At 66.0% G+C, this 12,650-nt stretch carries 10 protein-coding genes; 9 read left to right on the forward strand and 1 reads right to left on the reverse strand.

What is annotated here, in order from left to right:
- Positions 1 to 9: 9 nt before the first annotated feature.
- The gene (gene lon / locus ACQP1G_RS45775; RefSeq protein ID WP_433209432.1) at positions 10 to 2,367 is read right to left on the reverse strand and encodes an endopeptidase La; all 2,358 of its coding nucleotides are present in this window, start codon (positions 2,365 to 2,367) and stop codon (positions 10 to 12) included.
- Between the two features lie 372 nt (positions 2,368 to 2,739).
- Here lon and ACQP1G_RS45780 point away from each other — a divergent pair, with 372 nt between their 5' ends.
- The 9 genes from ACQP1G_RS45780 to ACQP1G_RS45820 all read left to right on the forward strand — a co-directional run bounded on the left by ACQP1G_RS45780 (position 2,740) and on the right by ACQP1G_RS45820 (position 12,638).
- Positions 2,740 to 3,609, forward strand: a complete 870-nt coding sequence (locus ACQP1G_RS45780; protein ID WP_433196981.1) for an alpha/beta fold hydrolase — start codon at positions 2,740 to 2,742, stop codon at positions 3,607 to 3,609.
- A gap of 23 nt (positions 3,610 to 3,632) precedes the next feature.
- On the forward strand, positions 3,633 to 4,682 hold the full coding sequence (locus ACQP1G_RS45785; protein WP_433209435.1) for a VOC family protein: 1,050 nt from the start codon (positions 3,633 to 3,635) through the stop codon (positions 4,680 to 4,682).
- Positions 4,679 to 6,436, forward strand: coding sequence for a bifunctional 3-(3-hydroxy-phenyl)propionate/3-hydroxycinnamic acid hydroxylase (locus ACQP1G_RS45790; protein ID WP_433196983.1), 1,758 nt, complete (start codon positions 4,679 to 4,681; stop codon positions 6,434 to 6,436). The genes ACQP1G_RS45785 and ACQP1G_RS45790 overlap by 4 nt, the downstream gene beginning before the upstream one ends.
- A 274-nt stretch (positions 6,437 to 6,710) precedes the next feature.
- Positions 6,711 to 8,066, forward strand: a complete 1,356-nt coding sequence (locus tag ACQP1G_RS45795) for a hypothetical protein (protein ID WP_433196985.1) — start codon at positions 6,711 to 6,713, stop codon at positions 8,064 to 8,066.
- A gap of 197 nt (positions 8,067 to 8,263) precedes the next feature.
- On the forward strand, positions 8,264 to 9,055 hold the full coding sequence (locus ACQP1G_RS45800; protein ID WP_433196987.1) for a TIGR03084 family metal-binding protein: 792 nt from the start codon (positions 8,264 to 8,266) through the stop codon (positions 9,053 to 9,055).
- A 526-nt stretch (positions 9,056 to 9,581) separates the two neighbouring features.
- On the forward strand, positions 9,582 to 10,205 hold the full coding sequence (locus ACQP1G_RS45805) for a hypothetical protein (protein WP_433196989.1): 624 nt from the start codon (positions 9,582 to 9,584) through the stop codon (positions 10,203 to 10,205).
- Positions 10,206 to 10,223: 18 nt separating this feature from the next.
- Positions 10,224 to 11,402 carry an L-2-hydroxyglutarate oxidase gene (lhgO, locus tag ACQP1G_RS45810; protein ID WP_433196991.1) on the forward strand — a complete coding sequence of 393 codons (1,179 nt, stop codon included), beginning with the start codon at positions 10,224 to 10,226 and terminating at the stop codon, positions 11,400 to 11,402.
- 149 nt (positions 11,403 to 11,551) lie between these two features.
- Positions 11,552 to 12,022 (forward strand): SRPBCC family protein, encoded by a 471-nt coding sequence (locus tag ACQP1G_RS45815; RefSeq protein ID WP_433196993.1) that lies wholly within the window; start codon positions 11,552 to 11,554, stop codon positions 12,020 to 12,022.
- A 10-nt stretch (positions 12,023 to 12,032) separates the two neighbouring features.
- Complete coding sequence (locus ACQP1G_RS45820) at positions 12,033 to 12,638, forward strand: ribonuclease H family protein (RefSeq protein WP_433196995.1); 606 nt, start codon at positions 12,033 to 12,035, stop codon at positions 12,636 to 12,638.
- The last annotated feature ends 12 nt before the right edge of the window (positions 12,639 to 12,650 follow it).

The following is a 12,650-nucleotide window of genomic DNA, read 5'->3' on the forward strand; positions in this document are numbered from 1 at the left end:
GACCGGATATCAGGCGCTCTTGGCGAAGACGGGAGCGTCGAGGATCGGTTCGGCGACCGGCTCGATGGCGTAGGCCAGGATGTCGGCCACATCAGCGACGGGACGAACATCCAAGGCGGCCAACACTTCCGCGGGCACCTCGTCCAGATCCGGCTCATTGCGGGCCGGGATGAACACTGTCTTCAGACCCGCGCGCTGAGCAGCCATCAGCTTCTGCTTCACACCGCCGATCGGCAGTACCCGGCCGTTCAGCGTGACCTCACCGGTCATGCCGACATCCGCACGCACCTGCCTACCCAGCGCCAGCGACACCAGGGCGGTGACCATGGTGACGCCCGCCGACGGACCGTCCTTCGGCACCGCGCCCGCCGGGAAGTGGATGTGGATATTGCGATCCAGCACCGACGGTTCGATGCCGATCTCCGCCAGGTGCGAGCGCACGTAGGTGAGGGCGATCTGCGCCGACTCCTTCATGACGTCGCCGAGTTGGCCGGTCAGGGTGAGCGCGCGCTCGCCCTCGGCGGCATTGGCCTCGATGTAGAGGACGTCGCCGCCCAGACCGGTGACCGCCAAACCCGTTGCGACACCGGGAACCGCGGTGCGTTCCACCGAGTCCGGGGTGAAGCGTGGACGGCCCAGGTAATCCTTCAGATTGCCCAGATCGATGGTCAACGACTCGGAGTTCGCCAGCGCGTCATAGCCGAGCTCGGCGGCGTAACCCAATGACACCACGGTGTCGTCCGCTGCCGCGCCGTTCGCGTCCTCGGACAGCCGAGTCGCCGCCTTGCGCAACGCCTTCGCGATCAACCGCTCCATCTGCCGCACACCGGCTTCCCGGGTGTAGTTGGCCGCGACCTCACGCAAAGCCTCGTCGGTGATCGAAACCTCCTCCGCGGTCAACGCATTGCGCTCCAGCTGCCGGGGCACCAGGAAGTCGCGGGCGATGGCCACCTTGTCGTCCTCGGTGTAGCCGTCGACGGTGATCAGCTCCATCCGGTCCAGCAGCGGGCCGGGGATGGTCTCCATAACATTCGCGGTCGCGATGAACAGCACATCGGACAGGTCGAGATCCAGATCCAGGTAGTGGTCGCGGAAGGTGTGGTTCTGTGCCGGATCCAGCACCTCGAGCAGCGCCGCGGCCGGATCGCCACGGAAGTCCGAGCCGACCTTATCGATCTCGTCCAGCAGGACAACGGGATTCATCGATCCCGCCTCCTTGATGGCGCGCACGATCCGGCCGGGCAGTGCGCCGACGTAGGTGCGCCGGTGACCGCGGACCTCGGCCTCGTCGCGCACGCCGCCGAGAGCGACGCGAACGAACTTGCGGCCCATGGCCCGTGCGACGGATTCACCCAGCGAGGTCTTGCCGACACCGGGCGGACCGACCAGCGCGAGCACCGCGCCGGAGCCACGTCCGCCGACGACCTCGAGTCCACGCGCGGCGCGCCGGGAGCGCACGGCCAGGTACTCGACCATACGATCCTTGACTTCGTCCAGCCCGTGGTGATCGGCGTCCAGCACCGCGCGGGCGGCCGAAACATCGGTGCTGTCGGTGGTTTTCACCGTCCACGGCAGTTCGAGCACGGTGTCGAGCCAGGTGCGGATCCAGCCGGATTCCGGGCTCTGATCACTTGCCCGCTCCAACCGGCCGACCTCGCGCAGCGCCTCCGCGCGCACGTCATCGGGCAGATCGGCCTGTTCGACCCGGGTGCGGTAGTCGTCGGCACCGTCGGGCTCGTCCTCGCCGAGTTCCTTGCGAATGGCGTTGAGCTGCTGGCGCAGCAGGAATTCCCGCTGACTCTTCTCCATGCCCTCGCGGACATCTTCGCTGATCTTCTCGGTGACCTCGGCCTCGGCGATATGTGCCTTGGTCCACTCGATCAGCTTGGTCAAACGCTGGGCGGTATCCGGGGTTTCGAGCAGCTCACGCTTCTCGTCGGCGGTCAGGTACGGCGCGTAGCCCGCGGTATCGGCGATCGCCGACGGATCGGTCAGCTGATTGACCGCATCGATGATCTGCCAGGCCTCGCGGCGCTGCAGCACCGAAACGACCAGCTTCTTGTACTCGGCGGCGAGGTCTTTGGTGCGCCCGTCGGCGGCGGGCGTTTCGACCGGTTCGGCCTCGACCCACAGCGCGGCGCCCGGTCCGGTGACCCCGTGGCCGATCTTGGCGCGCCGTTCGGCCTTCAGCACCGCGGCGGGCGCGCCACCGCGCATCCGGCCGACCTGTTCGATGGTGGCGACGACGCCATAGGAGGCGTAGCCCTCGGTCAGTCGGGGTGCGAGCAGCACCGCGTCGGTATTCGCGGCCCGCGCGGCGTCGATGGCGGCCTGCGCCGATTCGTCCAGTTCGATGGGCACGACCATGCCCGGCAGCACGATCGGATCGGTCAGGAACAGCACCGGCAGGTTCTGTGGTGTAGTCACGTGTTCGACCCTTCCAAAAGTTGAGCGATGCCCAGTCAACCCCGGGCCGATCGTGTTTGTTCCGCCCCCGGCCGCACGTTCGCTCTCGGCGAATCCGTGCCGTTGATCAGCTCGCCACGCCACGGAAACCGACGCGAACCGTCCGCAGACGGGTAATGGTTCGCCGGTCGGCGAATGTCCCGACATGCCGATTCGGTCCGGGTCGATGATTCCGGCCAGTGACAGGCAGCATTTCTGATGGTTTCATCATTATTCCTTGACAGAGTATCCCATCGTCACTGATGATTTCATCAGAACCTAGTGGAGGTAGCTATGACAAGCATCGACAAGGGCGTCGGCGCCGGACGGGTGGTCCGGGTCGGCGAGCGCGAGATCTTCGTCAGCGAGATCGGTGACGGTCCCGCGGTGGTACTGCTGCACGGTGGCGGGCCGGGTGCGTCCGGCCTATCGAACTATTCGCGCAATATCGACGCGCTGGCGCAGCGATTTCGGGTGATCGTGCCGGACCTGCCCGGCTATGGGCGCTCGTCGAAGCAGATCGATCACTCCGATCCGTTCGGTGATCTCGCCCGCGCGGTCGCAGGGCTGTTGGACGTACTCGGTATTTCCGCAGCGCATGTGGTCGGCAACTCCTACGGTGGTGCGGCGGCACTGCGGCTGGCGATGGATCGGCCGGAGAAGGTGGATCGGCTGATCCTGATGGGTCCCGGCGGTATCGGTACCACCCGTGCGCTGCCGACCAAGGGACTGCAGGAATTGCTCGCCTATTACGGCGGCAGCGGCCCGAGCCGGGAGAAACTGGTTCGGTTCATTCGCGACTATCTGGTGTTCGACGCAAGCGCGGTCGGTGACGAGGTCATCGACGAGCGCTATCGGGCCAGCATCGATCCCGAGGTGGTGGCGAATCCGCCGCTGCGCCGCCCGTCCGGTCCGTCGGCATTGCGCACGGTGTGGCGGATGGATTTCACCCGCGACGCCCGGCTGCGCGGGGTTACCCAGCCCACACTGGTGATCTGGGGTGCCGAGGACAAGGTCAACCGGCCCGAGGGCGGCCGGATGTTGGCCGACGCGATGCCGCACTGCGATCTGTTTCTGGCGGCCGATACCGGGCACTGGGTGCAGTGGGAGCGCGCGGAGCTGTTCAACGCGCTGGCGACCGCATTCCTGGAGGCAGAACAATGAGTGCGGCATCCCGTAGCGATTCCATGAGGGGTGGCGGTCGGGCAACGCGCGAGTTCCTACAGCCCAACACCGACGGCTCGGTGTTCGGCGCCGTCCACCTGGGCTATGTCGTCGTGCAATCGAATCGGCTCGCCGACTGGCGGCGGTTCGGCGCGGACGCGATCGGCATACACGTAGACGAACTCGGCACCGACGCACTGCGTTTGCGTCTGGACGACCGCGCATGCCGTTTCCTCGTCGAGCGCGGCCCCGCCGAAGATGTCATGGCCCTGGGCTGGCACGTCGACGATCACGAGACCTTCGACCGCATCGTTGCCCGGGTAACCGATCGCGGTGTCCCGATCACCGAGGGCACGCCGGAGCAGGCGGCCCTGCGCGGGGTGGAGCGGTTGTGGCGCTTCGCGGGCCCAAAAGGCATGGCGCAGGAGATCTTCACGGCTGCGGTGACCACACCGCAACCGCTGCGGATGCTCAGCTCCGGCTGGGTGACCGGGGAGGCCGGACAGGGGCATGTCGCGATCATCTCGCGCGAACCGGAAGCAATGCGCTGCTACTACCACACGGTTTTCGACTCCCGACTGAGCGACTACATCGATGAGAACGTGTCCGGGCTGAAGATGAAGATCCGGTTCCTGCGGGTCAACGAGCGTCATCATTCGATCGCGATCGCCAACCTGCGCGGGGTGAAGATCGATCCGATTCGGACTCGGGTGCAGCACATCAATATTCAGTCCGCGACCTTGGATGACATGCTCGCGTCCTTTCAGCGCGTCAAGGAGCTGGGCTTCCGGATGGCGTGGTCGGTCGGGCAGCACACCAACGACCGCGAACTGTCCTTCTACTGCGTGACGCCGTCCGGTTTCGAACTCGAGGTCGGCTGGAATCCGATCGTGATCGGTCCCGAACTCGAATCCACTTGGGAGCCGAGCACCTATCGGGGCATCAGCATCTGGGGGCACTCAACGGTCGGGGAGACGGTGCTGGACAAGTTCACGCAGTTCCGCCAGGCGCTGCGGACCGTGACCACACCCGAGATCACCGTCCCCGAACTGACGGGAGGACTCTCGCGATGAACACCGACTACGACGTTGTGGTCGTCGGCCTCGGCCCGACCGGGCTGACCCTGGCCAATCTGCTGGGGCGGCGCGGGGTCAGCGTGCTGGTGCTCGAGCGTGAGCCGGAGTACTACGGGCTGGCACGCGCGGTGTACACCGACGACGAAGGCATGCGGATCTTTCAAACCGCCGGTGCCGCAGACGAACTCGCCGCGGATATGAATATCGACTCGACCGTGCAATGGGTGCGCGGTGATGGTCGGCTGCTGGCGCAGTTCAACCAGTCCGACCGACCACTGGGCTGGCCGGTGGCCAACTTCCTGTACCAGCCGTATCTGGAGAACACGCTCGAAGCAGCGCTGGGACGCTATCGGCACGTCACTGTCCGCCGCGGCCGCGAGGTCGTCGACTTCGACCAGGACGACAGCGGTGTGAGCGTCGAACACGCCGAATGCCGCGGCACCGGCTACGGCAACCGTCCGTCGGAGACCGATCCGCGCACCGCCGAGCGGGTGCGGGCGAAGTTCCTGGTCGGCTGTGACGGCGGACGCAGTGTGGTGCGCACGAAACTCGGTATCGATATGACCGGCACCAGCTTCCCGGAACGCTGGCTGGTGGTGGACCTGAAGGCGCGCGACGGTGTGGACGCCTTCCGGCACCTGCCGTACTTCAACTTCGTCTGCGATCCCACCCTGCCGATCGTGTCGTGTCCGCAGCCGGACGGCCACCATCGTTTCGAATTCATGCTGAGCGAGTCCCAGACCACAGCGGAGATGGAGAACTCGGATACCGTCCGCAGCCACATCGCCCGCTTCGTCGATCCCGACGAGGTCGAGGTGCTGCGCAAGCTCGTCTACACCTTCAACGCCGTCGTCGCCGACCGATGGCGGGAGGGCCGGATCCTGATCGCGGGCGACGCCGCGCATATGACTCCGCAGTTCATCGGGCAGGGCATGAACTCCGGCGTGCGCGATGCGGACAACCTGTCGTGGAAGCTGACCGCGATCATCAAAGACGGTGCGAGCCAGGCGGTTCTGGACAGCTACGAGTCCGAACGCCGCCCACACGCCAAGGCGATGATCGATCTGTCGGTGCTGAACAAGAGCCTGGTCTCGATCGACAACAGACTCCTCGCCGCGGCCCGCGATATCGCGCTCATCACCGCAATGCGCGTTCCGGGCCTGGGCGGCTGGCTGCGTGGCGCGAAGATGAAGCCCGGGCCGCGTTTCCGCCGCGGCGCCTACCTCGGCCTGCCGCGGCGCGGACTGCGCGGGGTGGCGGGCACGCTCGCCCCGCAACCGGACGTGCGCACCTACAACGGCCGCCATCAGCGCTTCGACGACGCCCTCGGCATCGGCTTCGCCCTGCTCGGCTACGGCGTCGACCCACGCACCGCCATCAGCGCCGAGGACCAGGCTGCATTGCGGGCACTGGGAACCCAATTCGTGACCGTCTATCCCTTGGGTGGTCGTCCGCAGGGCCAACCGGGCGACGGCCGCACTACCGGCGACGACTTCGCCGATATCGAAGATCACACCGGAGCGCTGGCCCGATGGTTCGCCAAGGGCGGCGTCGGCATCGGCGGTCTGTTGCTGCTGCGCCCGGACCGATACGTCTTCGGCACCGCCGAACCCGGCCACGGCAACGCATTGACCGCCGAACTGATGCGTCAGCTGACGGGTTCGGCCCTACATCCCTTCACCCCAATGGCATCCCCTGCGAAACCCAACCCGTCGGCGGATTCCGACCGGCGCCTCGAGCAGGCCCGATGACAACTGCCCCGGTCTCAGCGATATCGTCGACGCCGACCAGCGCATGCAGGTCGAACACCACAATCCGCTACGGCAACTTCCCCGGCCGGCGGCGGCAATCAGCGGGTGACCAGCGCTCATTCCCCTGACGTTCGGCGGACCCGCATTGACACCCCGTCGGAGCCAATGAGAATGTTGGCAGCTGGATATCTCAGCACCGGGATATCGCACCGCTGCACTTTTCGAGCGACCTGCACGCAGTCGCTACGGCCAGGCGACGTAGGGGGATCCCACGATGACAACACTCGGGGCCGGAGTGTTCATCGATTGGGAAGAGCTGACCGGCCTGTCCAAGTTCAGCGTCGATCTGATCACCTTCCCTATCTTCAGCGCGCTCGCCGGCTGGCTCACCAACTGGACCGGTGTGCTGATGTTGTTCTGGCCCGCCATATTTCGCGGAATCCGGATTCCGGGCCTGCAGGTGTTGTATCCGTATTTTCCGCGCCGGGTCCAGGTGCTGCCGACATTCTCCGGTGACGGCCGCAGGTTCGGATTCCAGGGCTTCATTCCGGCTCGCGCCGAGAAGATGGCCAGCATTTGTGTCGATAAGGCGCTCATGCGCATCGGCAGCCCACGCGATTTCATCCACGAACTGGATCTGGAGAGTATTGCCGACTACCTCGCGATACTCGCGAGCAAGCAGGTACAGCCCCTGGTCGACGAGTTGATGTATCGGGAGAATCCGGATCTGTGGCGCGGCGTGCCGAAGGCCATGAAACAGGTCATCTATCAGCGGGTGGATCGGGAATTGCCCGCATTGACCAGGCGGGCCTTCGAATCGCTCGGCGACAACGTCGACCAGCTCATCGATATCAAAACCTTCGTCATCCGCTATCTGCGGGAAAACCCGTACATCCTGAAGGATCTGACGACCACCATCGCCGCCCCGGAGTTGCGGTTCATGGTGCGGATCGGCCTGCTGGGCGCACCGTTCGGCCTGCTGCTCGCACTGTATTTGCATGTACACCACACCATTCCGGTGTTGGGCTGGGTGCCTGGCTGGGTGATCGTGCTGCTGGCCGCCGCGGCGATCGGCGTGATCGTCAATGTCATCGCCGTCAAAATGGTCTTCGAACCGGGTGATCCACAGCCGCGCTACAAATACCTGTGGAAGCAGGCGCTGCTGGCCAAGCGACAGCCGCAAGCAGCCACCGATCTCGCGCACATCCTCGCCTACCAGGTGCTCACACTGCCGAATCTGTCCAAGGAACTGCTCGACGGACCCAATGGCGATAAGACCCGGCAGCTGATCGAGCGGCTGGTCTCCGATGAGATCCACCGCCAACTCGGCCCGACCACCGCGATCGTGCGCGTCGCCTTCGGCCGACGCCAGTTCGACAATCTGAAGGTCGGTGCGGCGGGCGCTGCGGTCGGTCTGGCCCCGAGCCTGGTCGAGGACGAGGAGTTCACCCTCGAACAGGCCAAGAAGATCGATGAGTTCGCGGCACGCAAGCTCCAGGACCTCACCCCGGGGGAGTTCATGGAGATGTTCTACGCCTCGGTCGAACAGGATGCCTGGCTGTTGTACCTGCACGGTGCACTGCTCGGCCTGGTGGTCGGCGCGGTCCACCTGACGATTTTCGGCTGGTAACCGGCCCGACCTGAGCGGCGAAGCAGCCCGCCTCAAATACAAGCACGCATGCTTGCATTTTTTTGGTCCCGCTGCGATGCTGGACCGCGACGGCGTACGAAGTAGTGCGCCTCGACGGGCCCGCGGCGCGAGCGACGGGCCCGGAGGAGGCAGCCTGCGTAGGGATTCGAGAACGCCGCGAATGAGACAGGAAACCGATGGCTGACCTCGAAGCACTGCTGCGCGATTTCTCCGACGAATGCACCGACCTGGAACGGCTCGTCGCCACGCTGGCACCGGCGGACTGGTCGAAGCCGACGCCCGCGCCCGGTTGGACTATCGCTCATCAAATCGGCCATCTGGCCTGGACCGATGAGGTCGCCACGCTGGCCACCGCCGACCCCGACGGTTTCGCCGAACTGCTCGAGGATGCCGCTCCGAAGGCCTTCACCTTCGTCGACGAGGCCGCCGAGGAGGCGGCCACCGCACCCACCGCCGAACTGATCGAGCGGTGGCGCCGGGGCCGCGCGGGTCTCATCGAAGCCCTGCGCGCGGTCACCCCCGGCGCCAAGGTGGTGTGGTTCGGACCGCCGATGAGCGCGGCGTCCATGGTCAGCGCCCGCATCATGGAGAGTTTCGCGCACGGCCAGGACATCGCCGACGCGCTCGGCGTGACCAGGACGCCAACCGCCCGGCTGCGGACTGTCGCGCATATCGGCGCGCGGACCAGGAACTTCGCCTACACGGTGCGCGGCAAGTCCGCACCGGCCGAGGAATTCCTGGTCGAACTCACCGCACCGGACGGCGGACTCTGGACCTGGGGTCCGCAGGACGCAGCCCAACGCGTGACCGGTCCGGCCCTGGACTTCTGTCTACTGGTGACGCAGCGCCGCCACCGCGATGACCTCGCGCTCGAAACCGTTGGTGCCGACGCCGCCGAATGGCTCACCATCGCACAGGCTTTCGCGGGACCGACGGGAGAGGGACGGACAGCGGGCCAATTCGAATGACCCGCCGAACCCCGACCACCCGATCCAAGTACGGAATCGGAGCGGGCGAGCGCCACACTTGGGTGCGCCGTTCGTGTCGGCCGGACGCCGTTGGCCGGGTGTCTCGATGTGGCAGTCGAGAATGACGCTCGCCAGCTAAGGGTATTTACCCGTTTGTCAGCTGGTAGAAACATGAAAGACGCCGAGCGGCCCGAGTTCGCCATCGAGGCGGTCACCCGGGGATTGTGATGCTGATCTCCCCCATGCGGCGCCACCAGCGGCCGCCCCTGTAACCTGGACACTCGTACGACTTCCAACGATGCGGGTCGTGCCGACGAGGGGACCAGGGGCGGAGGGAAGGAAACGCATCGTGGCAGCGGCGGGCCCGGAGGAGCTAGCGCAGCGTAACCATGGAGGGCACCGCGAGCGCCGCCGATCCAACACAGCACATAGGCCTGCACAAATCGCGCGGCATGCCGCCATCGTCCTCGCGGGTGCCGCCAGCCTCAGCCTCACCGTTGCCTCCGGCGCATACATCGTTCATCAGATGGCCGAAACCCAGCACACCACCGGCGATATCGCCGCACCACCCGCGCTCACTATCCCGGATATCGGCACCGACTCCGGGCCCGCGCACACCGATGCCCTGTTGTCCGGCGGAAGTCGCGATCTGCCCGCACTATTCGCCCGTTTTCCCGCCGAGACCGTGGACGTCACCGGGAAAACCGCGGAGGCCGACGCCGATTCGCCGGCCGCGGCGCCCACCGGAATCGGCGGCAAACTGCGTATCGGTACCGCCTATGTCGGCGCGCAGGTGGCCACCGGCGGCGGGAATTCCGTCGCCTTCACCGTGGATACCGACGCGCTCACCGCACTGGCGGATTTCCTGCTCGCCGAACCGGTTCGGGAACGGATCGGCATCCGCGCCGATCCCGGCGGTATCACCGAGCTGCGTACCGAGGTCGATACGCGCAATGGCGAAGTGACACTGGCCTTCTCGGATCCGACCCTCGGTGAACACGGACTCCACCTGCAGTGCTGTCCCGCGCCGACCACGAAACATGCGCTGAGCGTTGACGACTCGACCGCGCCCGGCACCGATGCGCCGATCACGGTCGACGCGACACCGAATCCGACCGCAATGACGCCGAACACCACCATCGTGGTCTAGTCCGCCTACTCTGCGTCCATGTACGACTTCTGTGTCATCGGGGGCGGAATCGTCGGAGTCGCGACGGCGCATCGGATTCTGCGCCGCCATCGCGGCGCGAGCCTCGTGCTCGTCGACAAGGCCAGTGCATTGGCCACCCATCAGACCGGGCACAACAGCGGTGTCATCCATTCCGGCATCTACTACCCGCCGGACAGTCTGAAGGCACGTCTGTGCAGGCAGGGCGCCGCGTGGACGAAGGAATTCGCCGCGGCGCACGGTATTGCGTTCGAGGTCTGCGGAAAGCTGTTGGTGGCCACCGATGCCGGTGAGCACGAGCGGATGCGCGCGCTGCACGAACGCTCGGTCGCCAATGGCGTCGATGTCGAACTGATCGACGCCGCCGAACTCACCCGCAGGGAACCGCATGTGACCGGCGTCGGCGCGCTGTTCGTACCCGCCACCGGCATCATCGATTTCACCCGCGTCACCATCGCACTCGCCGAGGAGGTCAGGGCCGCGGGCGGCGAGATCGTGCTCGACGCCGAGATCACCGCGCTCACCGAGACCGAAGACGCGGTCACCGCATCCGGCCCCGCGGGTTCCTGGAACGCGCGCACCCTGGTGGTCTGCGCGGGTCTGCAGGCCGACCGGATGGCCGCGCTCGCGGGTCTGCAAACCGACTTCCGCATCGTGCCGTTCCGCGGCGAGTACTACCAGCTACCAGCCAGCCGTGCCGGACTGGTGCACACGCTGATCTATCCGATTCCCGATCCCGCCCTCCCGTTCCTCGGCGTCCACCTGAGTCCGACGATCGATGGCGCGCTGACCGTCGGCCCCAATGCGGTGCTCGGCCTGGCCAGGGAGGGTTACCGCAAGGGCAGCTTCGACGCCCGTGACGCCCGCGCGATACTCGGTTTTCCCGGGCTGCACCGGGTGGCCCGCGCACATATGCGTACCGGGCTGCGCGAATTGCGCAACTCGCTGTTCAAGCGCGGCTATCTGGCCGAATGCCGACGGTACTGTCCCGAGCTGACGGTTGCGGATCTGCGACCGCGCGAGGCGGGAATCCGGGCGCAGGCAGTGCTGCGCGACGGCACCCTGGTGCACGACTTCATGATCGAGCGCACGCCGCGCTCGATCCATGTGCTCAATGCCCCGTCACCGGCGGCCACATCCGCCATGCCGATCGCCGAATACATCGTCGACCGGCTCTGAACCCGATTCGGTAGCTGAACCGACCGTCCCAGCAAACCAAGCAACCGCCCGGTCGCTGATGTGGAAAGCTGGCCAACCAAATTCCGGGCAACCCCTCCAATAAAGAGGAGATCTGTAGTACTTTTGGCGGCAGCCAACAGGGAGGGCCTATGGGCCACATCAAGTACGCGAGCGACGTCGGAGCCCCGGTCGAGGTGGCCTTTACCTATACGGACAACCATCAGTTCGTGCCGGATTGGATGTTCGGTGTCGCCGCGTTCGAGCCGAAAGGCGAGCTCGACCAGGGTCTCGGCGCGGTGTTCACGACCCGGGCCAGGCTGGGGCCGTTTCGGTCGACCATGGTGTGCGAGATCACCGAATACCGTCGCAATGTGGTGATCGGCTACACGCTGAGCGGACGGTTGTCAGCAACTTTGACCCTGCGCTTCGACCCACTCGGCTACGGACGCGCGGTGCTGACCTCGGAAGCGGAGTACGCTCCACCGAGCGGGCTACTCGGCCGCCTGTGCCTGCGCTTGGTGGATTCCGCCGTGCGCTCGGCGCTGCGCCGTACCGAGTCCCAGTTGCGAAGGGAGATAGAGGAATTCCACGGTACCGATCTTGTCGGTCGGATTGCGTAGGGTGCCAGCTATGATCATCGTGAGCACCGACGGATCCTGCCTCCGCAATCCCGGCGGCGCAATCGGCTGGGCTTGGGTCAATCATCAGGGCGGCTCGCGCAGTGGGGGAGCCGCCACCGGAACCAATCAGGTCGCGGAGTTGCGCGCGCTGCTGGAGGCGATAGTCGCCCATCCCAGCGAGGAACCGCTGCTCATCGAGAGCGATTCGCTCTACGCGATCAAATGCGCATCGGAATGGATCGCCAGCTGGCGCACCAACGGCTGGCGCACCTCGACCGGCGGTGCAGTGAAGAACGTCGAACTCATCAAGCAGATCGACCGGGCCATCTCCTCCCGGCCCGGCCCGGTCCGGTTCCGTTGGGTGCGTGGACATGTCGGCAATTATTTCAACGAGATGGCCGATACCCTCGCGGGCGAGGCGGCCAGACAGGCCGCGGCCTCCGCGGCCGCCGGTGAGGTGCCGACCGCGGAACTCCCCGAGCTGGCGCCGGTAGTCGAGGACAAGTCCGAAAAGACCACCGCCCTGGGCAATTCGGCCAGGGCGAACAAATCCCCCCGACCGCGGTCAGCGGGGAAGCCGGTCGCACCAGCAGCTCAGGCATTGACCTTGTTCTGAGACCGCCGGGCG

This window comes from Nocardia sp. CA-107356 (assembly GCF_050946365.1).
Lineage (GTDB): Bacteria > Actinomycetota > Actinomycetes > Mycobacteriales > Mycobacteriaceae > Nocardia.